The 23776-nt window shown below is 45.9% G+C and carries 24 protein-coding genes; 13 read left to right on the plus strand and 11 right to left on the minus strand.

Annotation, left to right across the window (positions count from 1 at the left end; translation table 11 throughout):
- Window positions 1–186: 186 nt before the first annotated feature.
- Entirely contained in the window at window positions 187–672 is a 486-nt protein-coding gene (locus H6F56_RS21170; protein WP_190672337.1) for a hypothetical protein, read from the plus strand.
- A gap of 185 nt (window positions 673–857) precedes the next feature.
- Here H6F56_RS21170 and H6F56_RS21175 read toward each other — a convergent pair whose 3' ends face one another.
- On the minus strand, window positions 858–3230 hold the full coding sequence (locus tag H6F56_RS21175) for an ATP-binding cassette domain-containing protein (protein ID WP_190672340.1): 2373 nt from the start codon (window positions 3228–3230) through the stop codon (window positions 858–860).
- A gap of 379 nt (window positions 3231–3609) precedes the next feature.
- Between H6F56_RS21175 and H6F56_RS21180 the strand changes: the two genes are divergently transcribed.
- The 3 genes from H6F56_RS21180 to H6F56_RS21190 all read left to right on the plus strand — a co-directional run bounded on the left by H6F56_RS21180 (window position 3610) and on the right by H6F56_RS21190 (window position 7264).
- Window positions 3610–5208: a serine/threonine-protein kinase gene (locus tag H6F56_RS21180; RefSeq protein ID WP_190672344.1), complete on the plus strand. Its 1599-nt coding sequence runs from the start codon at window positions 3610–3612 to the stop codon at window positions 5206–5208.
- The gene (locus tag H6F56_RS21185) at window positions 5198–6610 is read left to right on the plus strand and encodes a D-alanyl-D-alanine carboxypeptidase (RefSeq protein ID WP_309236606.1); all 1413 of its coding nucleotides are present in this window, start codon (window positions 5198–5200) and stop codon (window positions 6608–6610) included. The genes H6F56_RS21180 and H6F56_RS21185 overlap by 11 nt, the downstream gene beginning before the upstream one ends.
- 141 nt (window positions 6611–6751) lie before the next feature.
- On the plus strand, window positions 6752–7264 hold the full coding sequence (locus tag H6F56_RS21190) for a thiol-disulfide oxidoreductase DCC family protein (RefSeq protein ID WP_190672348.1): 513 nt from the start codon (window positions 6752–6754) through the stop codon (window positions 7262–7264).
- 305 nt (window positions 7265–7569) lie between these two features.
- Here H6F56_RS21190 and H6F56_RS21195 read toward each other — a convergent pair whose 3' ends face one another.
- From H6F56_RS21195 to H6F56_RS21210, 4 genes are all read right to left on the minus strand, one after another.
- Window positions 7570–7764, minus strand: coding sequence for a hypothetical protein (locus H6F56_RS21195; RefSeq protein WP_190672351.1), 195 nt, complete (start codon window positions 7762–7764; stop codon window positions 7570–7572).
- Window positions 7765–7959: 195 nt separating this feature from the next.
- Window positions 7960–8382: a tetratricopeptide repeat protein gene (locus tag H6F56_RS21200; RefSeq protein ID WP_190672353.1), complete on the minus strand. Its 423-nt coding sequence runs from the start codon at window positions 8380–8382 to the stop codon at window positions 7960–7962.
- Window positions 8383–8507: 125 nt separating this feature from the next.
- Window positions 8508–8864, minus strand: a complete 357-nt coding sequence (locus H6F56_RS21205) for a HesB/IscA family protein (protein ID WP_190672355.1) — start codon at window positions 8862–8864, stop codon at window positions 8508–8510.
- A 162-nt stretch (window positions 8865–9026) separates the two neighbouring features.
- The gene (locus tag H6F56_RS21210) at window positions 9027–9164 is read right to left on the minus strand and encodes a hypothetical protein (protein ID WP_190672358.1); all 138 of its coding nucleotides are present in this window, start codon (window positions 9162–9164) and stop codon (window positions 9027–9029) included.
- A gap of 15 nt (window positions 9165–9179) precedes the next feature.
- Between H6F56_RS21210 and H6F56_RS21215 the strand changes: the two genes are divergently transcribed.
- From H6F56_RS21215 to H6F56_RS21245, 7 genes are all read left to right on the plus strand, one after another.
- Complete coding sequence (locus tag H6F56_RS21215; RefSeq protein ID WP_190672362.1) at window positions 9180–10838, plus strand: DUF6930 domain-containing protein; 1659 nt, start codon at window positions 9180–9182, stop codon at window positions 10836–10838.
- 228 nt (window positions 10839–11066) lie between these two features.
- Entirely contained in the window at window positions 11067–12062 is a 996-nt protein-coding gene (locus H6F56_RS21220) for a homogentisate phytyltransferase (protein WP_190672365.1), read from the plus strand.
- Between the two features lie 672 nt (window positions 12063–12734).
- Entirely contained in the window at window positions 12735–13226 is a 492-nt protein-coding gene (locus H6F56_RS21225; RefSeq protein WP_190672369.1) for a hypothetical protein, read from the plus strand.
- A 123-nt stretch (window positions 13227–13349) separates the two neighbouring features.
- Window positions 13350–13760, plus strand: coding sequence for a translation initiation factor (locus H6F56_RS21230; RefSeq protein WP_190672372.1), 411 nt, complete (start codon window positions 13350–13352; stop codon window positions 13758–13760).
- A 257-nt stretch (window positions 13761–14017) separates the two neighbouring features.
- Window positions 14018–14299, plus strand: coding sequence for a glutaredoxin family protein (locus H6F56_RS21235; protein ID WP_190672375.1), 282 nt, complete (start codon window positions 14018–14020; stop codon window positions 14297–14299).
- A gap of 39 nt (window positions 14300–14338) precedes the next feature.
- A complete protein-coding gene (locus tag H6F56_RS21240) occupies window positions 14339–15838 on the plus strand; it encodes a UDP-N-acetylmuramoyl-L-alanyl-D-glutamate--2,6-diaminopimelate ligase (protein WP_190672378.1) in 1500 nt (499 codons plus the stop codon).
- Between the two features lie 188 nt (window positions 15839–16026).
- Complete coding sequence (locus H6F56_RS21245) at window positions 16027–16809, plus strand: hypothetical protein (RefSeq protein ID WP_190672382.1); 783 nt, start codon at window positions 16027–16029, stop codon at window positions 16807–16809.
- Between the two features lie 232 nt (window positions 16810–17041).
- Here H6F56_RS21245 and H6F56_RS21250 read toward each other — a convergent pair whose 3' ends face one another.
- The 6 genes from H6F56_RS21250 to groES form a co-directional block, all read right to left on the minus strand.
- Window positions 17042–18022 (minus strand): DNA-methyltransferase, encoded by a 981-nt coding sequence (locus H6F56_RS21250; protein WP_190672385.1) that lies wholly within the window; start codon window positions 18020–18022, stop codon window positions 17042–17044.
- A 286-nt stretch (window positions 18023–18308) separates the two neighbouring features.
- Window positions 18309–18638: a helix-turn-helix domain-containing protein gene (locus H6F56_RS21255; RefSeq protein WP_190672388.1), complete on the minus strand. Its 330-nt coding sequence runs from the start codon at window positions 18636–18638 to the stop codon at window positions 18309–18311.
- Window positions 18622–19023 (minus strand): type II toxin-antitoxin system RelE/ParE family toxin, encoded by a 402-nt coding sequence (locus tag H6F56_RS21260; RefSeq protein WP_190672391.1) that lies wholly within the window; start codon window positions 19021–19023, stop codon window positions 18622–18624. The genes H6F56_RS21255 and H6F56_RS21260 overlap by 17 nt, the downstream gene beginning before the upstream one ends.
- Window positions 19024–19121: 98 nt before the next feature.
- On the minus strand, window positions 19122–19313 hold the full coding sequence (locus tag H6F56_RS21265; protein WP_190672522.1) for a hypothetical protein: 192 nt from the start codon (window positions 19311–19313) through the stop codon (window positions 19122–19124).
- Complete coding sequence (gene groL / locus H6F56_RS21270; RefSeq protein WP_190672394.1) at window positions 19237–20877, minus strand: chaperonin GroEL; 1641 nt, start codon at window positions 20875–20877, stop codon at window positions 19237–19239. Before groL ends, H6F56_RS21265 begins: the two co-directional genes overlap by 77 nt.
- A 97-nt stretch (window positions 20878–20974) precedes the next feature.
- Window positions 20975–21286, minus strand: a complete 312-nt coding sequence (gene groES / locus H6F56_RS21275) for a co-chaperone GroES (RefSeq protein WP_190672396.1) — start codon at window positions 21284–21286, stop codon at window positions 20975–20977.
- Between the two features lie 430 nt (window positions 21287–21716).
- Here groES and H6F56_RS21280 point away from each other — a divergent pair, with 430 nt between their 5' ends.
- Complete coding sequence (locus tag H6F56_RS21280; protein WP_242032111.1) at window positions 21717–22241, plus strand: (2Fe-2S) ferredoxin domain-containing protein; 525 nt, start codon at window positions 21717–21719, stop codon at window positions 22239–22241.
- A gap of 346 nt (window positions 22242–22587) precedes the next feature.
- Window positions 22588–23235, plus strand: coding sequence for a response regulator transcription factor (locus tag H6F56_RS21285; protein ID WP_190672399.1), 648 nt, complete (start codon window positions 22588–22590; stop codon window positions 23233–23235).
- Window positions 23236–23776 lie beyond the last annotated feature (541 nt).

Consider the following 23776-nt stretch of genomic DNA (forward strand, 5'->3'; position numbering starts at 1 on the left):
TCAACTTTATTTAACTATATTTTTTTCAAGCTTCTGCGAGCAAAAGCCTACATTTTCATACAAACCTACATAAACATACTTTTTCATACAATAATTTTGGGGCTATTTTTCCTACTTTTTTGTACTGAAAATTTATGGTTAACAAATTATGCTTTGGTTAGCAAACACAATCGAGTTAAAAGCATTATGAAGCAACAATCTACTGAAGGAAAAATTTGGTTGGATAAAACCTTACCCAACTATGAAGCAAAATCCCTACGGGAAAATGGCATCGATTGTCTTGCCGATAGCCGTGGCAACCAGCTTCCCAGTTATACCTCATTTAATGATTCTAGAGAAGTGAGCAAATTTATGACATACTCTCCGGCGTTTAACCCTGTTGAACCGCAAGCACAAAGCTCTATGTTGCCATACAGCCAGACGTCGCTAGCCAAAACCGAAAAATCGGTTGCTACAACTGAAGCTGCCATGCTTGCACCACTCCCGCAATTTAACCTGGCTACATTACTGCAATATGGAGGCGTTACCAGCGCAACAATTTTATCACTGTCTATTTTTGTTCTGGCAATGGCTGAACTTCTTAAGGTGTTTGTGCCGGCGCTTCAAAAACAAGACCAAATTCCCGAACCCAAAACCCGCCAAAATAAAGGGGTGAGAACCCGACGAAAATAAGAAATTTCTGAACAGCGGAATGATTCGGTAATGAATCTCTGGGATAAACATTGCCTAATCATTTCGTCATTCATCTTGCTGCAAAGATAATTAAGAGTGAGAGAAGCATCCAGACAATTTTTTATGGAAACAAGCGAGAATTTACAAGCCGGCTGCTTCCCCCCTTTTGGTTATCTCCAGGAATTCTAAAAAATATCCTTACGCTTCTGCATCCACCACGTCACCCCTAAATAAACCGCTGTATGCAAACATAGCAACCCCCAATTTAAACCCAAGTTTTCCCACGTTGGATCATAAACAGCACTCGGCTCAAATGGCTGGGGAATTGTACTGCCATCGGGCAACTTAGTGGGTTCAGGAACCATCCCATTCACATTCACCAACGCCCCATAAGCGCCCACAGACCACCGGCTTAACATCAGCCAAGAAAGCTTACTGGCTAAACCTTCCATTTTAAACAAAACCCCAGAAAAAATAATCTGAGGCAGTAATAACAGCGGTAGGGCGCTATTCGCCTGACTGCCATTTTTAACGATAGCTGAAACCATTAATCCCAGACTCATACTCGTTAATAAAGTCAGGAACGTTGTGATTCCCAAACCCACCGGCCACAAAATTAAATCCGGTTGGGGAGATTTAAACCCAATTAGAATTACCCCAACCATTAACAGCGTTTGCAGCAGTGCCAAGCCGCCTAAAATTAAGACTTTAGAACCTAAATAAGGAAACAACCCTAAATTTACCAGCCGTTCCCGCAAATAAATTGCCGATTCTTTAACAATCTCTTGTAGAGAAGTCGAAAGTCCCACCCAAATGGCGGCACAGGTAAAGACAAATAACACTCGTAACGCTAAAGGCGCTAAAGTCGGATCGGGTTCATCTCCCAGAATTAAAGGATTTTTATATCGAATGGCTAGGGTAATTAAACTAATCCCAATCGGAGCAGTTAAAAGCGCTAAACTTAAATTCACCGGGTCGCGCCCAGTTAGCTTAAAATAGCGTTGAGCGAGGAGCGATAACTGCTTGAATGGAGAAGGATTTACCTGTTTTGCAACCACACCGGCAGGCTGTTGCGGCTGACCGGCAGGCCGGCTAAGGTGATTCTCTACATACTGCTTATAATAAGGCGATTGGCCGAACCGGCTCGCAAATGTCAGCGGTGCTTTGTCGTTTTCTTCTAACTTGTTATAAATATCCGCAAAATCCTCAGTTTTGACCTCGAAAAAGTCAAACGCTTCTTTCGGAGGGCCAAAAAAGCAGAGGTGTCCGCCACGACCTAGAAAAACCACGCGATCACAAAGTTTAATATTCGCAGTTGCATGAGTAACCAGAACAATGGTGCGTCCCTGATCTGCGAGTTTTCGTAACAGCAACATCATCTTTTTATCCAACCCCGGATCGAGTCCCGAAGTCGGTTCATCTAAGAAGAAAAGCTTCGGATCAGCTAACAATTCCACCCCAATACTCACCCGTTTGCGCTGACCGCCGCTGAGATCGCTTACTAAAGCGCTGCGGCGATGGGACATTTCAATGTCTGCTAACGTCTTTTCCACAACCGTTTCGACATCCAAATCCGGCGGCAGCCGCAACTGTGCGGCGTAAGTCAGTACCTCTGCCACCGTCAATTCTCGGTGAATGATGTCGTCCTGTGGCACATAGCCAATTTGCGTGCGATAGATGTTGAAGTTGGTTCGCAGATCATCTCCGTTTAAATACACCTTGCCAGCAGTCGTCTGCTCAATTCCCAGTAGCGTTCGCATCAAGGTTGATTTACCGGCACCACTACCGCCGACTAAAGCCACAAACTGACCAGGTTCAATCGCTAAGGAGATGTTATCCAGTCGCTTATGGATCGCCAAACCTTCAGCATCCAAGCGGATTTGATTGCCTTGATCCAGTACCTCTAGCCGATCACCCCGCAAAACTAGGGTAAAAGGCCCGATCCGAACCGTTGCGCCTTCTGCCAGATGCGCTGAATTGGTTACCTTTTGCCCGTTTACGAAGACGCCATTGGCGCTGTAGTCTTGCAGCTGGTAGCCTCCCTGAGCGACGGGTTCAATCGTGGCGTGCCGGCGCGATACAGTCGGGGCGTCTAGTTGCAATGTCGCACTCGGATCGCGACCGAGCAAGACCGAGCGATTTTTGAGAAACACAAATTGCTCTCGCGGTGGGGTGAGAGGCTGCCGGCTGAAGGGATTAAAATAAGTTAGCAAAATTTGGTTGCGCGGATCTTGACCAATGCGGATCTCGGTGCCATCCCTCAGATGATGCCCTTCTGACGGGGTTATGCGTGTACGATCAAGAAACAATCCATTTGTACTGGGATTTTGCGTGTCACCGTCATAAATACAATAGTCATCACCGGCTTTGCGAAGTACCGCGTGAGAAGCAGAAATCACTCGCCAATCTGGAGGAACCACGAGATCCGCCTGTTCTGGCGCACGTCCCAAAATATGCCGGTCTTGCTTCAGTTCCAGTTTTATCAGATGCCCCTGATTGTTGAGCTGTAAGTATGGATACTTGCTAATAATGGTTGACTGTTCTGTGTTGCCGGTCATATTGATTCTAAATTTTTTATATTTTTGATCTTAAATGAGATGCTTACCGCTCAAAGCTATAATTTTATAAAAGTTTGAAGTTTGGCAAGTTTTTGATAAATTAATAACAACCAACTGAATTTTAATCCATTTAATTATAAAAAAATAAATTTGCTTAAGACAAGACTTTCAGCAATTTAACTTTTTAAGATAGCTCAAAGCGACTCACATTTTTTAATCCCGGCTTTCCTCAGAAAAATTTACAGAAGACATTTTTTTATATTTGTAAATATTAAATTTTTAGGCAGTTTACGAAATATGTTAACTTTGCCCTTGACGGGTAGCTGTTTCTTATACAGAATGCTATCTTCAAAGGAAAACTTTTACCCCAAAAACTGCGATGATCGCACCGGCACTGTTAAACAATCGCTACCAAATCCTACAAACAGTAGGAAGCGGCGGGTTTGGCGAAACCTTTCTAGCAGAAGACACCCAAATGCCATCAGCACGTCGGTGTGCAATTAAACAACTCAAGCCGGTGACGAATAACCCCCAAATCAACCAAATTGTTCAAGAGCGTTTCCAGCGAGAAGCCGCAATTTTAGAAGAATTGGGTGATAGCAACCCTCAGATTCCCCGGTTGTATGCTTATTTTTCAGAATCCGCTCAATTTTACTTGGTGCAAGAGTGGGTTGAAGGCGAAACTTTGACAAAAAAGCTAAAAACCGCTGGATTACTCAGCGAAAGTTCGGTGAGGGCGCTTCTCACTAATATTCTACCGGTGCTCGATTATGTTCACAGTAAAAGAATTGTTCACCGGGATATCAAGCCAGATAATATTATTTGGCGACAGCGGGATGGCTTGCCGGTGCTGATTGATTTTGGCGCGGTGAAGGAAACCATGAATACAGAGGTGAATTCTCAAGAAAATTCTAGCCGTTCGATTGCGATTGGAACGCCCGGTTTCATGCCGGGTGAGCAAGCAGCCGGTAAGCCGGTGTATTCTAGTGATTTGTACGCGCTGGGTTTAACGGCGATTTATTTACTCACCGGCAGACTTCCGCAACAATTGGATTCAGACGCGCACACCGGCGAAATTCTGTGGCACCGGCACGCTTTAAATCTCAGTCCGGCGCTAGTTGGAGTGTTAGATAAGGCGATTCAATCCCATCCCCAGCAGCGCTATCCCACAGCCAGGGAAATGCTCAATGCTTTGCACTATTCCGCAACAGCGGTGACGTTACCGCCGGCACCGCCTCAAGCAACAATTCCTTCCCCAGTGCCTACCGTACCGCCCCAAACAGTACAGCCGGTTAGTAATATTCCCCAAACAGGAGGTAGGCTAAAAAATGCCATCGTTGCCGGCTTGCTGGTGGGTGCGTCAGTGATAACGGGCGTTTTTTTAGCAAAAAGTCAGCAGCCGGCGGTGGTTGTGCAACCGGCAGCATCCCCATCATCGGCACCACAATCTGAAGAGGCGATAGAATCAACTCCAGTTGATGCTGCACCGGCTGCGTCTCCAGATCCAACTCCAGTAATTCCCACGCCGATTCCCTCTCCAGATCCACCGATGATGCCGGCAGTCGCAGCTATCGATAGAGTGCCGGTTACTACTGCAAATCCCGCGCCGGTTCCTTCTCCAGAGATTACGCCCGCCAATCCCGCGCCGGTTGCCACTGCAAACCCCACTGTAATGCCGGCACCACCCGTCACACCCACTGCAAATCCTCCCGTGCCGGCGGTGCCAACTTCCAAAGAATTAGATAATATAGCAGACAGAATTTTTTCCGAAAGATATCCTGAGTTAGCAGGGAGAAAAATCCAGCCAAATGAAACAAATTTAGCACAACAATGGGCGCAAATCAGACAATGCGAGGCGGTCGTTGATTATATCTTTTATCAAAGACATCCTGAGTTAGGAGGAAGAAAAATTCTTCCAACTGAAACTGATCTGCAGCAACAATGGTTGAATATCAGAGAAGGTGTTGATGGCTGTTAAAGTTTTTCTTTCTGTTTTGTCTAAATCCCAAGAAACAATGCTAAAAATCGGATCTTTGACGGCGGTACTATCGTTAGGAATCTTAGCGCTTGTGGCTGGATGCTCTCCCTCTAATTCATCCAACGCTAGTTCGATATCTGTTCAATCTGGTGCTGCTCAACCGCGAGAAAATCAAGCAGAGAATATCGAGTCACAGCCGATTAGTAAGACGGAACCTGTAAATCAGGCTTTATCTCCAGAAAATCCAGATTCCGTGACAAACAAAAAAATTGAACAATACGTCAATAAACTAGCCGCGCAAGGATTTTCTAAACAAAAGCAAGGCGTGTGGATTGAGGCAAATAAAGTGCTTTTAGCGAATCATCAAGGCACCGTTCCTTTACCGGCAGCTTCCGTCACAAAGGCGGCAACAACCCTGGCGACGCTGCAAACTTTCGGCCCAGAACATCAGTTTGTAACGTTGATTGGGGCAACCGGCCCGATTGAAAATGGGGTATTAAAAGGCGATTTGGTCATTCAAGGCGGAGAAGATCCTTTCTTTGTTTGGGAAGAAGCAATTGCTTTAGGTAATACCTTAAATCAGATAGGTATTAAGCGAGTGACCGGCAATTTGGTGATCGCCGGCAATTTTTACATGAACTTTGAGCCGAAACCGCAGACGTCTGGGAATTTCCTCAAGCAAGGATTGAATTCTAAAGAGTGGCCGGCGGAAGCGGAAGATCAATATTTAACGTTACCTCAAGGAACCCCTCGACCGGAAGTTGTGATAAATGGTTCGGTGCAAGTTGTATCTTCTCCGCCTGAGTCATTCAAACCTTTAGTGCGGCATCTTTCTTTTCCAGTGGCAGAACTGCTGAAAAAGATGAATATGTACAGTAACAACTTGATGGCTGAAATGTTAGCAAATTCTGCCGGCGGCGCAAAAGCCGTTGCCCAAAAAGCAGCGGAAGCCGCAGGAGTGCCGGCGGAAGAAATTCAACTAATCAATGGTTCTGGATTGGGTGAAGAAAATCGAATTTCTCCTCGCGCAGCCGTGGCAATGTTTCAGGCAATTGAGCGGTATTTGCAGCCTTATCAGATGACCATAGCCGATGTATTTGCGATTGCCGGTAAAGATTTAGGCGTCTTAGAAGCTCGCAAAATTCCTGCCTATACTGTACTCAAAACCGGCACGCTTAACCAGGTGAGTTCTTTAGCCGGTGCCATGCCAACTCAAAAGCTCGGTTCTGTCTGGGTGGCTATTATCAATGGCGGAGAAAATCCGGATGAATTTCGCAATCAGCAAGAAATTCTTCTCAATCAGTTGTTAATTGATTGGGAGGCGGTTAAATCACCCCCAGCAGAGTTAACTCCCAACCCTAGTAAGACCAGCAAAACCTCTAGTAATGAAATTGTGAAGTAGGGCGTAACGCGTTAGAGTGAAATTAGAGCCTAGATGTACAGTGTTCAGTAATTTGTCACTGTACATCTAAAGCCGGTAAATACAATGATTAGGTGTGTCTGTTTCTCCTCATTTGAGGAATATTTTAATTGAGAACTGCTTATGCCTTCGTCTAAGACTGAGTTCCCCGAATCCGTTGAAGTGACGACTCAAACCCAATCATGGCAGATTGAACTACTGTACGACGGTCAATGTCCTTTGTGTTTGCGAGAAGTCAATTTCTTGCAGAGACGGGATGCCGGTAGAGGGTTGGTGGCGTTTGTAGACATTGCTGACGATGGCTACACCCCAGAAGCGCATAGCGGGGTTGATTTTGAAACAGCGATGGGGCGAATTCATGCGGTGCTTCCTGATGGGACGGTTATTAAGAATGTGGAAGTCTTCCGTCGCGTCTATGAGATCCTGGGGATGGGTTGGATTTATGCCGCTACCAAATTGCCGGTTATTGGGCCAATCGTTGATAAATTATATGAAATTTGGGCAGATTACCGGCTGAGTCTGACTGGGCGACCAAATTTAGCAACGATTGTTCAAGATCGCCAAAAGCGGATGGAGTGCGAGACACAGGGGCGTTGCCGGCTATATGAGGAGGAAGAATCATCCCAAATTGATTAACCGGCTCTTAAGCGCACTATAGCCCTGCTGATCACTCAGGCACACTTCTTTGGCAATCAACCGCTAAAGCAGTGAGCGCTTTAAAAGCAACGCTTCAACTTTTAATAGTAAATATTAATATTTGTAAGCTTTTTAAGTTAACTGCCAAAAACTGAGGTTATAACTTTTGTTCAGCTCGGTTTAATTAGGCTAAAATAGTTTTGATTGATAGCGTTTTCTCAAAAAATTTGGCTGCACTTTAAGCAAGTACAGCCGTCCAATCCAAAGATATTAAGAAAAATCCTTCTGGTGGCATAGACGTCTGCTTACTCGAAGCTGCCGCCTGTTTCGTTTGGAGCTTGAAGATTGTCTGGGTCAACATAATGGCAAACTGCGTCATCAATGCAAATTAATGCCCAACCGGAGTCATCAATGCCCATAAGCTTGTAAGCAGCTTCTTGAATGAAGAATCCTTTGTGGTTGCGGGTTTCTGGCTTGATTTCAACGTTTTCATTAGTCATGGTAGTCTAAGCTCCGGATGATGTGCAAAATGTTTGTAAGACGAGATAAAAGAATGTTTTATCCTTCAGTTCATAAAATCTTATCATTAGATTTCACTTTTTTTACGTGTATTTAAGTAAGGAATTATTACAATTCCTACACAATAGAATAAGTTTAGGGATAAATACCGGCACTGGGCTAAGATTTCTGCCGGCCTAATCCTCAAATAGCCACGCTTTGACGCGCTTTAAGCTATCCCAATCCGCTTTTCTACTTAATCCTTCTTCAAGATTGTCTTTAACTTCATCCCGCAATTCTGCGGAAACCATGATTAATTGCTGCGCCATATCAATGTGTTGGCGCACACCTTTTTGGTTACTTTCGAGCATTGCAATCGCGAGATTGACTCTAGATTGAGCGTCATGCGGATTTAACTTGACAGACTTCTGAGCAGCCTTGCAAGCCTGAGCCGCCTTATTATCCAACAGATAAAGCCACGCCAAGCACGTCCAAGCGGGGCTATTTTTAGGGGCGCGTTCGCAAATATCTTTAAAAACCGGAATCAGCGTATCTGGGCCTTCTCCGGCTTTATAGCGGTCTATTCCTTCAGTAAAAAGAGTTTCAGCAGTTTGAGTCATAGGAAAATAAAGAGAGAGAGGGAGAGGGAAAACGATGAAGAATCGAGCAGAGAAAATATAGAACAATTCTCAATGCTCAATTCCCCAAACCTTATGCTCCAATTCCAAGGAGGCTGGGTTTCAATTTAAGCAGAAAAGGACTTGCCACAGCCACAAGTCTGATTGGCATTCGGGTTGGTGAACTGAAAGCCACCGCCAATCATAGCATTGCTGTAGTCAAGCACTAGACCGTAGAGATATAGAAGGCTGCGCCGGTCGCTGACAACTTTAAAGCCATCGTAGTCAAAAACCTCATCATCCTCGCGGACATTACTGAGATTCTCAAAATCCATCGTATAGGACATACCTGAGCAGCCACCTTGGCGCACTCCCACACGCAGACAGAGTTCCTTCCCTTGGCTCTGCTGCAGTGACTTAACCTGCTGCAAGGCGGTTTCAGTAATCTGGATACCGCGTTGTTGAGACTGAGTTGCTTGTGTCATTGGTTTACACGACTCCTTGTGCCGAGATGATACAGGCTGCTAGAGCTTGTCCATCTATTTTATCGAGAACTCGCAGATTGTAGACTTTTGGCAGACTGCAGGGGCAAAAAACTCTCTATGCTGGTAATAGTAAGTTGAAGTCTATCCAGTTGCTTAAAGTCTTCAACCGTAAGGAAAGAGGGTAGTGCCGGCAGGCAAGTTGAAAGCTATCGCATCAACTTCAAAAGTGCCTGTAGCAGGAAGTGACTTATCAAAAACTGCGGCTTCTCGCCACTCCCTCATGTATGATTGTTCCCTCATCAGTTGACTGAGTCTATGACAGCTCTCAATCACTCTACCCGTCGTCGCCTGCAAAATCTACCGCAAATTCCCAGCGTGTGGGAGGGTGATCGTCGCCCCTTATCGGCTGAAGATGCTATGAGCCAAGAGTGGGCTGACCCAATTTCTGCGCCAACCGGCACCAGTGAGTGCATTCTTTGGGTAGATGGTTCACAAGGATTTGTCCGGGCGATGGATATGGTGACACTCGATACCGGCCCTGAAGCCATTGTTCGGACATTGTTGCGGGCGATGGAACACCCCCACAGTCCTGCACAGCCGGCTCGACCTCAAAAAATTGTTGTCAACGACCGAGAACTGAAGTTTTACCTACGGGGCGTCTTGCAAACGCTGGATATTACGATTGAGTATGTACCGGAATTGCCCCTAATTGACGAAATCTTCAGAGGATTTCAAGACGTTGTTAGCACCAAACCGCCCCATCTGCCGCCTCAGTATGCTGAAGTTTTAACCCAGAAAGCTTATGATATTTGGCGCGACGCGCCTTGGGAACTGCTGGGCGATCACCAAATTCTATCGGTCGAACTTAACCAGTGGGACGTTGAAACCCTATATCTCTGCGTTTTGGGAATGCTGGGCGTCGATTATGGAATTTTGCTCTATCGTTCAATCGATTCGCTCAAGCGGTTTCGGCAGCGGGTTTTGGCGAATGATTCTATCAACCAGCTTGAAGAAGCTTTCCTCGGTCAAGACTGCCTGTTTCTGAGCTTTGAAAGTATTGGCGATGTCGCAGATGAGTATGAAGACGACTTCGATTTAGCCGATCTGCCCCTGTCTGAAATTCAACCAACCTTTGGCAACCTTCACCCACTCGAAGGGCTGCGCTCGTTTCTTTACGAGGAAGAGGCGCTGACGGCTTGGGTGGCACTTGAAGCCCTACATCGGTTTTTGCGGTCTTCACGTCAAAAACTGGGAGGAGAGGGGGAGGCGTTGCCGAAGTTAAACAGTCGCTATCGCATTCCTCTGCCAACAGTCGATGATGCCAAACCCTCAATCATCTCCGTTAAAGTTGCCACCCAGCCTGAGTTGGAAAGCGAACTGTTGGAAATGGCCAACGCTGCAGACGAAGAAGATGATGAGGAGTTTGATGGTGGCCAACCCCTGCTGCGGGATGACTTGGTGCCGGCAAATTCATTTCTGAGTTTAGGTGTAGTGCCTTGGGAAACCGTGGAATTTCTTCGCACCGGCGTTGATTGCTATCAATCTGGCCCAGTCACTGCTGCCGGCGAAGGGTTGCCGGTGGTTTTGATTCAAACCTCGCGCCCCAAAGCCAAAGCGATGATTCAAGAATTGCAAGAGGCCGGCGGGTTAAAGGCAATTTGCTTTAATCGCGGAGAAGACTCGTTTGACGAGGTTGTCTACGATCTAGGAATATTACAGACTGACGACGGTCAGTTGCATCTGTTTGGTGAATTTATTGAAGATGATCCGGTTCACGTTGCTGCCCGCAAAAAGTGGGATCAGCGCTGTAAAAAAACAAAGGGTTACTGTGGTTTAATCATCGCCCAAGGACTAACAGGTGCTTCCCGTGGTAATCCCAAGCTTAAAGATATGCTCGCTTTATTTGAGGTGAGATCACTCTCAGCCAAAGACCTCGGACTCGGCCCGTTGCAACTGATTCCCCAATTGGAATAGCAGTAGCAAACACTAGGCGAAACGCTGAGAACCTGCTTTGCACCGAGTTATTTGAGAGCAGTCCTAACTGAATCAGAATTCTTAAACCGCATCTGTTAGAGGCTGCGGTTGCGAGATTCCAGCTTGCCTAACGCCTTAACGCTAAAAAGCAGACACAACAGATTTAGAGAAGCATTGCCACGCGCCCCTAAACTTAAGATTAGGCAAAAATAATCATTTAGGGCGTCCATGAGCCAGATTTCTTCTCAAAAATCTCCAACTTCACAAGCTGAGTCTTCCAAACCTGGCTTTTTACAGCAATCTGTTTCCTCGCTTTATGCCTTCTGGAAGTTCTCTCGCCCCCACACAATTGTTGGCACGAGTCTGAGTGTTTTGGCGTTGTTTGCAGTCACTTATGCTGAAAGCACCGGCACTGGCTTCACCGGCATCCCGTGGGTGCAACTCTTCGGTACTTGGATTGCCTGTCTGTGTGGCAATGTTTACATTGTCGGGCTAAACCAGCTGGAAGATGTGGAAATTGACAAAATTAATAAGCCACATTTGCCAATAGCTGCCGGTGAATTTTCGCGCCGGCAAGCCCAGCTCATTGTGGCAATTACCGGCATTCTAGCCTTGCTGCTGGCGCTGTTACTAGGGCCGTGGTTATTGGGGATGGTAAGTATCAGTTTAGCCCTAGGAACGGCTTATTCCCTACCGCCGGTGCGCTTAAAACGCTTTCCCTTTTGGGCTTCTTTTTGTATCTTTACCGTCCGGGGAGTGGTTGTTAATTTAGGCTTGTTCCTTCATTTTAACTGGGTGTTTTTGCAGTTAGAAAAGCTTAGCGTCCCTATCATTCCACCTACTATCTGGGCGCTGACGCTGTTTATTTTGGTCTTTACGTTTGCAATTGCCATCTTTAAAGATATTCCCGATATGGAAGGTGATCGGCAATACAACATCACCACTTTTACCCTGCAAATGGGTGCGCCGGCAGTCTTTAATCTTGCCCGATGGGTGTTAACCGTATGCTACCTTTCTCTGACGCTTGCCGGTTGGCTTTGGCTGCCGACCGTTAATCCTTTATTCTTAGCCATTACTCATCTGATTGCCTTGAGTTTGATGTGGTGGCGCAGCAAGCAGGTAGATTTGCGGAATAAAGCCGAAATTGCACAGTTTTATCAATTTATTTGGAAACTCTTTTTCTTAGAATATCTGCTCTTTCCTGCTGCCTGTTTTTTAGGTTAAAAATGTGGTGCTTTTCAGAGGGTTTGCCAACGTTAAATTTTAGGTTTGAAAACCTGCCGGTGTAAAAAATCCGTCATCCCGTTTTTGCAAATATCCCAGGAGGGGCGCAATTCTCAGCGTGCCCTCCCGGCATAGCATTCGGCTAATAAATGCTTTGTTTAACCCCTAACTTATCGCGTTGCCAATGCTTCATCCTGAGTGAGAAAGTTAGTCTGCTCCTGATAAGCTTCGATAAATCAGTCGTCAATATTAGTTTTCGCAATTTTTTAAGGTTAATAAAACCCAAATTAAAATAAGCTGGATTATTCCTATAAATACTTTTACTTTTATTTTAGATAAGTTTCTACTAACTTATTAAATTTCAATTTAAAAGCTTAAGTTATAAAAAAATATTTGTACAAACGAACTCAGCCTTAAGGCTGACATATTCCTCATGGATGAAATATCAAATAGCAGTTCTGCCTATAGCGGGATGGAATGACCGGCAAAGTCGAGGAATATGAAGTGGAACCGGAAGTGCTGCACCTGCGCTGTTGTCGGGAATCAGCAAATTCTTTAGGTTTATATCTGAAGAATTAATATTCAATCGAAACACGGTTTTGCAACAGCGCTGGTTCATTAAGATCCCGCCTAAACATGGCGTCCCGTAACGTACAGTCAATACGAGATCCAATGAACATAACATATCCACAGGGCAGAAAATTTATACGTCCGCTAGCGCTGTTGCTGACAGCTTTACTAGGTCTTCCACTGTTTACAGCTTGCTCTTCGCAAACCGCCGCACCGCCACCACCCATTGACAATACCCGTGGTGGGTCAGCCCCTTACAATTCTCCACAACAACCTAGGGCACGGCAGGGACTGTCAAATACCCAGAAAGTGGCAATTTTGGCCGGCGCAGCGGGTCTTTACTATCTCTACAACCAGCAAAAGAACGCCAAAGGCCAAGGGCCGCAGGGACAGTATTACCTTTCTAAAAACGGGCGCGTTTACTACCGCGACGCCCAAAATCGCCCCCACTGGGTAACGCCGCCTCAGGGTGGAATTCAAGTTCCAGAGTCAGAGGCGCAACAGTATCGGGACTTCCAAGGCTATAACAACCAGCCTACAGGCCGTGATCTCACCGGCTTAGGTTCTGCCCCAGTTCCAGCGCAACAGTATTAGTTTTGACAGCAAGCGCCCGAACCGGGACGAAAAACACAGGAAAGAAAACGGCTATTTACCAGAGGGATATATCCCTCAAATAGCCGTTTCACAACACTTTAAAAACAAAAACGGAGATAAATCATGGTAGACGGATTTTTGCGATTGATGAAGGATGCCCTCGGCAATGGCGATCAGCAATCTGATCAAGATGGCTATGATGATCGGCAGGTACGCCCAGCCAGTCAAGATCCATACGGCGATCCCGCTGATTCCGGAAACTATGACAACGTCATCCCCGCCAGCCAAGATCCTTATGGCGACCCAGGAGATCAATACGGTGGGCAATTCGGCAATGTGATCCCGGCTAGCCAAGATCCTTATGGCGACCCAGGAGATCAATACGGCGGGCAATACGGTAACGTGATCCCCGCCAGCCAAGATCCTTATGGCGATCCAGCGGATAGCGGCTATGTTGACGATGGATTCGGTAACGTGATCCCAGCTAGCCAAGATCCTTACGGCGACCCCGCTGATCAGGAAGGCCGCTGGTAAGCCATCGCTGATTTACCGGCTAAGTTATAAGCCGGCAGTCTTAGAGATAGCCCGTTAAAACAAATAAGAGGCAGTAGCGTATCACGTTGCTGCCTCTTGTTTTTTTTAAGGGTAGATACCAGGCACGATGCCTGCGACTCGGTAGTTAAGCTGGAACTTGATTTAGCAGGTGTTTGCTTACCGGCAGTTAAAGACTGATAATTTTGTTTGATCTGACACCGTTCGGCTGCCGGTTGAACAAAATTCAAAAAAATGATATGCGTTTAATTTTGTACAGTAAGCCCGGTTGCCATTTGTGCGAGGGGTTGCAAGAAAAGCTCGAACAAATACAAGGCATCGATTTTGAGCTGGAAATCCGCGATATTACGACCCGTGAGGATTGGTTCCAGGCGTATCAGTATGAGATTCCTGTACTGTGCAGAACTGCCGCTGCAAGCGAAGTGCCGACAGCCGAAGAACCACTTCCCCGCCCTTCTCCCCGGGCTTCATTACAGCAGTTGGCACAAATGTTACAGAAATATTTCCCGAATAATCGTTAACAATAGGCAAAATATGAAGTGGTGTGAGGAATCACGGATATGAAACTGCAAGAATTATTAGCGACTGTTCCGAATGTTCTGCAATTCCCGACAGAAACGCTTCCCGACGTTGAAGTAACGGGTTTAGCGACCAATTCTCACGCTTGTAAGCCGGGAGATTTGTTCATTGGGATGCCGGGAACGCGCGTGGATGGCGGAGATTTTTGGCCAAGTGCCCTGGCTGCCGGCGCTGTGGCTGCCCTCGTTTCGCCCCAAGCCGCCCAGAAAAACGGGCCGGTGAATGGTGCTTGTGTGATCCCTGTAACGGATATGACGCAAGCCTGTGCTTATGTAGCGGCTGCGTTTTATGGACAGCCGGCGCAACAGTTGAAAATGGTGGGCGTCACCGGCACCAATGGCAAAACCACAACCACCCATCTGATAGAATTTTTAACCACCCAACTTCAGTTGCCCACAGCCTTATTCGGCACGCTGTACGCCCGTTGGCCGGGTTTTGTGCAAACAGCGGTTCATACTACGCCTTTTGCCGTGGAATTGCAGCAACAACTGGCATCAGCAGCAAAAGCCGGTGCTCAAGTTGGGGTGATGGAAGTCAGTTCTCACGCATTGGCACAAGGGCGGGTGATGGGTTGCCCGTTTGAAGTCGCGGTGTTTACCAACCTGACTCAGGATCACTTGGATTTTCACCGCGATATGGAAGATTATTTTGAGGCAAAGGCGCTGCTATTTAGCCCGAATTATCTTCAAAAACGCGCTGTAATTAACGCAGATGATGCTTATGGCAAGCGGTTAATTGCTCAGTTGCCGGCAGAAAAAGTTTGGAGCTACAGCACCTCCGATTCTACTGCTGATTTGTGGGCAAGCGATTTAAAATACTCTCCCACCGGCGTTAAGGGAATTTTGCATACGCCGGCTGGAGATGCTGAATTTTACTTGCCTTTGGTGGGTCAGTACAATTTAGCGAATATGCTGGCTGCGGTGGGTGCCGGCTTGCATCTCGGTTTAGACTTGCAACAAATGGTTAAGGCACTGCTACAGTTTCCAGGAGTGCCGGGACGGATGGAACGGGTGCATATCCAAGCGGATCAAGATATCAGCGTGATTGTAGATTATGCCCACACGCCCGATAGTTTAGAAAATTTGCTCAAAGCAGCACGGCCTTTTATTCCAGGTAATATGATTTGTGTGTTTGGTTGCGGGGGAGATCGTGACCGCACCAAGCGTCCGTTGATGGGTAAGATTGTTGCAGAATTGGCTGATAAAGTTGTGGTGACTTCAGATAACCCACGCACTGAAGATCCTGAACGAATTTTGCAAGATATTTTAGCCGGCATTCCTGAATCTGCTCAGCCGGCAGTCTTAGGTGATCGCGCAACTGCTATTCGTGCGGCGATCTTACTCGCTAAGCCTGGGGACGGTGTTTTAATTGCCGGTAAAGGGCATGAAGACTATCAAATTCTAGGAACTGAAAAAATTCACTTCGATGATCGCGAACACGCCCGATCTGCTTTAATGGAGCGTTTATCTGTTATTGCCTGACAGCATTCTAAGCTGTGTTTTAAGCAAGTTTAAACATCCAATAAGCGGGCTAACAACCCGCTTTTCTTTTTGTTAAAATTTATTAAATTTTGAAGATTGGATGAATCCAAGAATAAGCCTTTTATCAAAATTTTGTCTAAAATAGGATATTGATTGACAACGGAAATTGAGAAAATAAAGATAAGTTTATGCTAGAAATCGCCCTACTTGAAAAAATCTCACAAAACTTTCAGAAGACGAAAGATTTGATTACAGAGACTACTGACAAAGCGAAGACATCTTTATCTGAAACTGCCGGCAGCACAAAAGACACGATCACCCAAACAAGCAACCAAGCCTTTAGTAATTTCACTGAATCCACAAATAAAGCAATAGAAGGCGTTACTGGCATACAAGAAAAAGCCAAAGGCGCTTTTTCTGAAACGACAACGAAAGCGGCTACTACTTTGACCGATACAGCTAACAAAGTAGTTAATAGTGCTACCGAAGTTGCCGGCAAAGCCAAAGCATTTAAAGAAAACACATTTCAACAAGCAGAATCTCTCAATCGTTCTCTTTCTGAAGGCATTCAATCAACTATCAGTTCATCCCTGAATGTTTGGATTGCCGATCACCCCAGACTTATTTGGTTAGTAAATCATCCCTTGCAAACAGCGGGTATTTTACTTTTAATCATATTCCTTTTTTCAGGATTGCTCAAAGCAATTTCCAGTTACACAGAAAAACTTTGGTTATTTTTACTGCAAGCTCCATTTAAACTGATTCAGTTCATTTTTGGTTTGGGTTCTAAATCTCTAGGGAAAGTAACAGCGAGTGGATTAGTTGCAACAAAATCAAACGAAATTTATACCTCTAGTGATCGTCAGGCGCGAATGACAAATATTGTAAGCCGGCTCACTCAAATTAAACAGGAACAAGATTTACTTTTACAGGAATTAGCAACATTGATAAAATCAGATAAAGCCAGTTAAATAGGTGCATCCCAGATTTTCCAAAATCTAGAGAGTAAGAGCATTTTGCTCCCTAAAATACCGGCGAGGGGGCAAGATGCCGACTCTACAAATTGACAAAAATGAATGTTCCCAGTTAAGTACATTTATATAAATCCTAAATTGCTTGTCATAACCTGATCAGCCAAGATACCCATAAAGCAAGCTTTTAGGTTCTTTGCTTGTTCATAAATCATTTAGGTTTGCTATTTCTTTATAAAGAAAACTGCAAGGAAAGTGGAAGATTGATCGTTTCTTGCATTTGAATTAATTTATTAAATAAGTTTAAAGTAGCCTCAATATTTTGAGTGTGATCTATAAATCGAAACGCTGAGGCAGCTAGGTAAGAAGGGTTCTGCTCAAAAGCAATCCATTGTCGTTTTAAAGTTTCAGCAACATATCCAGTGGTATTCGAGCCGGCAAAGATATCAATAACGGTATCTCCGGGATCTGTTAAAAAGTTAATAAAAAATAGCGGTAGTTTTTCAGGAAACCGCGCCGGATGTGCAGTCACACCAATTGCCTTACACATCTGAATGTATTGAGAGTTGCTTTCAGTATTAGGAATTTGTAATAAATTAGAAGGAATTGCACCGCCATTATCTATAGCAAAGCCGGCACTGATATCATGCCCTGAAGGTCGTTCCTTCGGCTTATAATATTTAGCAGGATTTTGCTGCAGTTTTTTCATGCGCTCTGAATAAGGAACCAAAACATTCTTCACATTAGCTTTAGGGTAATCAGTTTTTGACAGCCACCAAACCGTATTGACAGCATCCTTAACCCGAATTTTCCGCTTATTAACCCATTCAATCGGCGACGGTAACTTAGAAGGGTTATGCCAAAAAAACTCCTCAGCTAGGCGAAAATCTAACTCATCGCATAACTTAATCAAAATTCGGTAATTGTAGAGTGATCGAACTGGACGTTTACTTTGATAAGCGCCACCCAAATCAAGAACAAAACTGCCATCCGGTGCTAATACCCGATACACCTTTTTACAAAAAGCAAAAAGCCAATCTATATAAGCATCCTGATCAACATTTCCATAACGCTTCTCACGTTGCAGAGCAAAGGGAGGGGAAGTCATGACTAAGTTTATCGAATCGCTTTCAAGCTCATCGAGTAATTCTAGGGAGTTGCCGGCATAGGCAGCACCGCAATTTGTCGTATATAAAGCTTTTACAAGAACCATGCTTGATGCCCAATTCAGTTATGATAAGCTCCTAACAAGTTAACAATAGTTCAATGATGAATACCATGCTAGTAGCCATCATTGAGATTCTTAAATTGTTGTGCGGTTGCCACCCTCTCTCTTCTTCTTGTCTGGGCTGAATTGGTTTCGTGATCGCCCACCGGCATCATCAAAAGCAGTCAAGTATTAAACCAGATAATAGAGTAGGCGATCGCGGTTTTAGCCGCATGAGCCATTACATTTTGTGAAATAGTCAAGGGCCGATCTAGCACACTCATTTCCTAATTTAAGCACTACGCTGCTCAGTGTGATTTTCATTAGGGGCGATTGGAATTAAATGAACCTCTAATCGCTGGTTGAGTGCACGCGCAATTTTTTGTAGCATTGAAAGCGAGTGCCCCTCATACTCAGCATCTTCAAGCCGAGCAATCACCGACTGTTTTGTGCCAATGCGATCAGCAAGTTGCTGCTGGGTCAATCCTGCTTGCGTTCGAGTACGATAAATCAGTTGTGCAAGTTCTGCATTTAACGAAGATTCCTTGATCATTTCCTCCATTTCAGGATCTTCAGAAGTCATTTGTTGAAGGATCTTCAGTGCGTCATTTGTCTTCGCCATCTTCTATTTCCTCAACGTAGGTATGAACTGCTGGATTGGCTTCAAATTGCACCTTTCGCTGAATTGCTCGCTCAATCTCTGTATTAGGGACTTGATCCTCATCTTTTGTGATGGCATGAGCCAAAATCGCCACATTCTGTCCAGAAAAGAAATACAAAATACGATACTGCACCCGGATATGCTTTGCTCGTAATTCATAAATTCCATCACGCAGATAATCTGCCGCAGGTCTTCGCAATTCGTAACCTGTATTTGCCAGCTGTTGAATTCGAGCAACACAGTTGGCATAGCCTTTGCGATCTTGCTTCAGAAGAGTCTTGAGCCATTCTAGAACCGGGGCCGCGCTATCTTGATCCTGATAAAAAATAACTTTTGTTTCAGGCACAGTCTTCGACCCTCGTAATCCATATCCAGTTTATCACAATATTGCTATAAGCGGGATACGATCATTCCTCACAGTAGACTGGGTTCAGGTTCCGCATCCTACTGATAATAAAAAAGCCGCCTCTGTGTAGAAGCGGCTAAAGAAATTCGCAAATTTAGATTGCAGCAACGATTTTGGGGTGCCGGCATATAGCCGGCATCCCAACTCTCTCGATTAGTAATCGAAGTCGCCGCCGCCCATACCGGCACCAGCACCGGCACCGGCACCTTCTTTCGGTTCAGGCTTGTCAACCACAATGCACTCGGTTGTCAGCACCATGCCGGCAATAGAAGCGGCATTTTGCAGCGCAGAACGAGTCACCTTAGCAGGGTCAACAATGCCGGCATCAAACATATCGACGAACTCATTAGTCGCCGCATTGTAACCAACATTGAAATCCTTCTCTTTGACGCGCTCAGCAATCACAGCACCGTTCTGACCCGCATTTTCAGCAATCCGCTTCAGAGGCGCAGGAATGGCACGAGCCACAATCAAAGCACCTGTCAATTCTTCATTGATCAAGTTGCCATTTGCCCACTCTTCTAAATGAGGAGCCAAGTGAGCCAAGGTTGTGCCACCGCCAGGAACAATCCCTTCTTCCACAGCCGCTTTGGTTGCGTTGATGGCATCTTCCAAACGCAGCTTGCGATCCTTCATTTCGGTTTCAGTGGCAGCGCCCACTTTAACCACTGCAACACCACCGGCTAGCTTAGCCAGACGTTCTTGCAGCTTTTCCTTGTCATAGGAAGAATCACTTTCGTCCATTTGACGACGGATTTGTTCGCAACGAGCTTTAACCGCTTGGTCATTGCCTTCTGCAACAATCGTGGTGCTGTCTTTGGTGAGGGTGATGCGACGAGCCTTACCCAGCATATCCAGCTTGGTGTTATCCAGTTTCAAACCGGCATCTTCGGTGATCAATTGACCGCCGGTGAGCACTGCGATATCTTCCAGCATCGCCTTACGACGATCGCCAAAGCCAGGAGCCTTAACAGCAGCCACATTCAGCACACCCCGCAGGCGGTTTACCACCAAGGTTGCCAAAGCTTCTTTCTCAATATCTTCAGCGATGATCACCAGAGGACGGCCAGAACGAGCAACTTGCTCAAGCACCGGCACCAAATCTTGCACCAAGGCGATCTTCTTATCTGTCAGCAGGATAAACGGCTCATCGAAAACCGCTTCCATCCGCTCCATATCAGTTGCGAAGTAAGGAGAGATGTAGCCTTTGTCAAAGCGCATCCCTTCGGTGATTTCCAACTCGGTGGTCATCGATTTCCCTTCTTCCAAGGAAATCACGCCTTCCTTACCCACCTTGTCCATCGCTTCAGCGATCATCCGGCCAACTTCTTCGTCGTTGCCGGCAGAGATAGAAGCGACTTGAGCGATTGCTTTGGAATCTTCTACCTGACGGGCGTGCTCAGCAATCTTTTCTACTAAGAAGTGAGTCGCTTTATCAATCCCGCGCTTCAGGGAAATGGCATTCGCGCCGGCGGCTACGTTCCGCAGCCCTTCTTTCACCATTGCGTGAGCCAGAACTGTTGCGGTTGTGGTGCCATCACCGGCAGCGTCATTGGTTTTGGAAGCCGCTTGACGAATCAAAGCAACGCCGGTGTTCTCAACATGATCTTCCAGTTCAATTTCTTTGGCGATGGTTACACCATCATTCACAATCTGGGGAGCGCCAAATTTCTTTTCTAGAACTACGTTGCGGCCTTTGGGTCCGAGGGTAACGGCCACAGCTTCTGCCAGAATGTCCATGCCCTTTTCGAGAGCGCGACGAGCGTTTTCGTTGTAAATGATGCGCTTAGCCATAAAAATGTCTGCGATTCCGTGTTTTAGATTTTGGATGTGTGAGTTCTGTCAGAGGTCATTTGCCATCAGTCATTTGACTGCCGGCATTTAACAAAAGCTATGAAACGATAGCAAGAATATCTTTTTCCGAGAGCAGAACGTATTCTTCGGTTCCCAGTTTGATATCGGTGCCGGCATACTTCGAGTAGAGAACCTTGTCTCCTGGTTTGACTTCCATCTCTTGACGGGAGCCATCCTCGTTCCGCTTGCCAGGGCCAACTTGCACCACTTCACCAACTTGGGGCTTTTCTTTGGCGGTGTCGGGCAGAAGAATGCCACCAGCGGTTTTCTCTTCCGAGGCAGTCACTTTAACAAAGACGCGGTCGGCTAGAGGTTTAACTGTGGAAACGCTCAGAGATACAGCTGCCATAAAAAATTCGCTCCTACTACAGGTTAAATTGAATTAAATTGAGAACGCACCTTTCTCAGAAGTCAGCCCGATATTTCCTTAAAGGCTGGCACTCGATTTTACCGACTCGCCGCTGATATATCCATCAGGGCTTCTCGATTTGTCAATCCTTCCGGGGTTGCGACTTTTTCTGAGCTGGTGTCTTGAGTTAGCACTCTCAACTCCTGAGTGCTAATTTACCTGAGTGAGCGCCCAAAGCGCAACTAATTTTTCTGTACGGGTTCCCGAACTAACCTGTTATGTAGGCAATACAGTAGAAATACTTAATGTTTGCAGCCACTGTCAGGGCGATCTGCCGCTTGCCTCTAAGTCGCGGCAGGTTTAAACAAAACTTTTCTCTTAACCCTAGAGAGTCCTCTAACAAGATCCTCCTAACCTTTAAACGCTTAATATGACTTCGTCTGTCACTCAACCACCCCAGAGCGATGAATCTTTCAATAACCAAGCCTTAGCAGCTTGTGTCCAAAGCCTGGGACTGCCGCAAATTCAGCGACACATCTTTATCTGCGCCGATCAAACCAATGCCAAGTGCTGCACAAAGGAAGCCGGTTTGGAATCCTGGGACTATTTGAAAAAACGCCTAAAGCAGTTAAAACTTGATCAACCTACTGAAACTCGCCCCAGCTGCATCTTTCGTACGAAAGCCAACTGCCTGCGAGTTTGCGCGTGTGGGCCAATTCTTGTGGTCTATCCGGATGGCGTCTGGTATCGCAATGTCACTCCTGAAGTGATCGAGCGAATTATTCAAGAACATTTAATCGGGAATCAGGTGGTTAATGAATATGCGTTCTTAACCCATCCTTTGCCACAACCCCTTGAGGTGCCGGCAGATTTAGCGCCGCCTATTGAACAAAAACCGGCACATGGCGAGACGCTAGAGCCGGTGATCCCAGAACAGCCGGCACCTAAACTTTGACAGTCGCCGGTTGAATCACAACGCGATAAAGGCGCAAAACTCTGAGATTTTTCCTCTCTCTTCCCGTATTCCCATATCCTGGCAGCCACACTGCCTTAATCCTAATTTCCTTAAAAGTAGCCAAGCACCGCCAAATCTTATATAATAGCACCATAGTAAAGTGTATGACCTCCGTATCTCTACGGTTGTTCTAAATTTAAAGGGGCATAATCTAAAAGAAATAGAGGCTTTTTCCTGATACAGAAAGGAAAAGCAAGTGCAGCCGCAGAGACATGAAATCGTATATTCTACTTATGAGAAAATCGCTCACACAAACCCTAAATTTAGGCAATACGAGTTGCACAGTATGAAGGAAACCAGCATACGAGATCAACGTAGACTTTTACTGATTGATGATGACCCAAACCTAATTTTGCTCGTCAAGGATTACCTTGAATTTCGAGGGTATGAAGTCATCACAGCAGAAAACGGTCGGGAAGCGCTGGAGATTCTGGAACAAGAAAATCCAGATATGATTATTTGTGATGTGATGATGCCAGAAATGGACGGCTATTCATTTGTACAGCACGTCCGGCAAGATCCCAAAACAAATTGGATTCCAGTGTTATTCCTTTCGGCAAAAGGACAAAGCCAAGATCGGGTGAAAGGCTTAAACACAGGGGCGGATGTTTATATGGTTAAGCCGTTTGAGCCAGAAGAACTCGTCGCGCAAGTAGAATCTTCCCTCAAACAAACAAACCGCCTGATCAATCATCAAAACAAAGCAGGAGATAATGGGCCTAAAATTCAGGTGCCCTTCGATGTGGAATTAACTCCTACCGAACTAAAAGTCGTTCAGTTAGTGGCGCGGGGCATGGCAAACCGTGAAATTGCTGAAGTGATGAATGTCAGCCAACGGACAATCGAAAGCCATGTCTCCAATATGCTAGGTAAAACCAGTCTTCACAACCGCACCGAGTTGGCGCGTTGGGCGATTGAAACCAACATGGCTTGAGGCTGAGTCCGTGTATTTCAGGGGTGCAAGGGAGCAATTTGACGGTGTTCAAATCTGTGGGGTGAAGCACCGGCACTCACTCCACGAAATTACAAACGCTGCGGGTTACACCAAGCAAGTTCATTCAGTGTAATCTTCAGCGCCCACAATAGCGACAAGCTGACGCCAGTATGCGCTTATAGCCGGCAAACATAAAAAACACACTGCGCCGGTTACAGGCATCAGCATCAGGTTAGTTATCAGGTTTTTCGCCCTCCAATCCCCACCTTGGCTTCATTTTTGACGCGAGAAAGCTGGCGGTTGAGTGTTGCAACCGGCACTTTTGCAAGAACTCGCCGATAAGACAAAGTATGAGAAAATAAATAGAAGGTTTTCGCCGGCTGTAACCTGTGGATGCCATAAAAACTGGCAGATTGGACGTTCTGCTGTCATACACAGTACACCCATTGCCAACCAGTGCAACCCCACGGTTAACCTTGCAACAGGGGAAAATCGCCGCAGCCAAAGTAACCTGTAACTCTTGGGCAAATACACTCTTGCG

It is taken from the genome of Microcoleus sp. FACHB-672 (assembly GCF_014695725.1).
Lineage (GTDB): Bacteria > Cyanobacteriota > Cyanobacteriia > Cyanobacteriales > Oscillatoriaceae > FACHB-68.

Bases quoted from the DNA above. Each gene is read 5' to 3' on its own strand.
- H6F56_RS21225 (WP_190672369.1), top strand. From the start codon at position 12,735: ATGAACATAACATATCCACAGGGCAGAAAATTTATACGTCCGCTAGCG.
- H6F56_RS21220 (WP_190672365.1), top strand. From the start codon at position 11,067: ATGAGCCAGATTTCTTCTCAAAAATCTCCAACTTCACAAGCTGAGTCT.
- H6F56_RS21195 (WP_190672351.1), bottom strand. From the start codon at position 7,764: ATGACTAATGAAAACGTTGAAATCAAGCCAGAAACCCGCAACCACAAA.
- H6F56_RS21210 (WP_190672358.1), bottom strand. From the start codon at position 9,164: ATGAGGGAACAATCATACATGAGGGAGTGGCGAGAAGCCGCAGTTTTT.
- H6F56_RS21250 (WP_190672385.1), bottom strand. From the start codon at position 18,022: ATGGTTCTTGTAAAAGCTTTATATACGACAAATTGCGGTGCTGCCTAT.
- H6F56_RS21185 (WP_309236606.1), top strand. From the start codon at position 5,198: ATGGCTGTTAAAGTTTTTCTTTCTGTTTTGTCTAAATCCCAAGAAACA.
- H6F56_RS21200 (WP_190672353.1), bottom strand. From the start codon at position 8,382: ATGACTCAAACTGCTGAAACTCTTTTTACTGAAGGAATAGACCGCTAT.
- H6F56_RS21170 (WP_190672337.1), top strand. From the start codon at position 187: ATGAAGCAACAATCTACTGAAGGAAAAATTTGGTTGGATAAAACCTTA.
- H6F56_RS21180 (WP_190672344.1), top strand. From the start codon at position 3,610: ATGATCGCACCGGCACTGTTAAACAATCGCTACCAAATCCTACAAACA.
- H6F56_RS21230 (WP_190672372.1), top strand. From the start codon at position 13,350: ATGGTAGACGGATTTTTGCGATTGATGAAGGATGCCCTCGGCAATGGC.
- groES (WP_190672396.1), bottom strand. From the start codon at position 21,286: ATGGCAGCTGTATCTCTGAGCGTTTCCACAGTTAAACCTCTAGCCGAC.
- H6F56_RS21280 (WP_242032111.1), top strand. From the start codon at position 21,717: ATGACTTCGTCTGTCACTCAACCACCCCAGAGCGATGAATCTTTCAAT.
- H6F56_RS21175 (WP_190672340.1), bottom strand. From the start codon at position 3,230: ATGACCGGCAACACAGAACAGTCAACCATTATTAGCAAGTATCCATAC.
- H6F56_RS21190 (WP_190672348.1), top strand. From the start codon at position 6,752: ATGCCTTCGTCTAAGACTGAGTTCCCCGAATCCGTTGAAGTGACGACT.
- groL (WP_190672394.1), bottom strand. From the start codon at position 20,877: ATGGCTAAGCGCATCATTTACAACGAAAACGCTCGTCGCGCTCTCGAA.
- H6F56_RS21240 (WP_190672378.1), top strand. From the start codon at position 14,339: ATGAAACTGCAAGAATTATTAGCGACTGTTCCGAATGTTCTGCAATTC.
- H6F56_RS21205 (WP_190672355.1), bottom strand. From the start codon at position 8,864: ATGACACAAGCAACTCAGTCTCAACAACGCGGTATCCAGATTACTGAA.
- H6F56_RS21235 (WP_190672375.1), top strand. From the start codon at position 14,018: ATGCGTTTAATTTTGTACAGTAAGCCCGGTTGCCATTTGTGCGAGGGG.
- H6F56_RS21285 (WP_190672399.1), top strand. From the start codon at position 22,588: ATGAAGGAAACCAGCATACGAGATCAACGTAGACTTTTACTGATTGAT.
- H6F56_RS21245 (WP_190672382.1), top strand. From the start codon at position 16,027: ATGCTAGAAATCGCCCTACTTGAAAAAATCTCACAAAACTTTCAGAAG.
- H6F56_RS21255 (WP_190672388.1), bottom strand. From the start codon at position 18,638: ATGGCGAAGACAAATGACGCACTGAAGATCCTTCAACAAATGACTTCT.
- H6F56_RS21215 (WP_190672362.1), top strand. From the start codon at position 9,180: ATGACAGCTCTCAATCACTCTACCCGTCGTCGCCTGCAAAATCTACCG.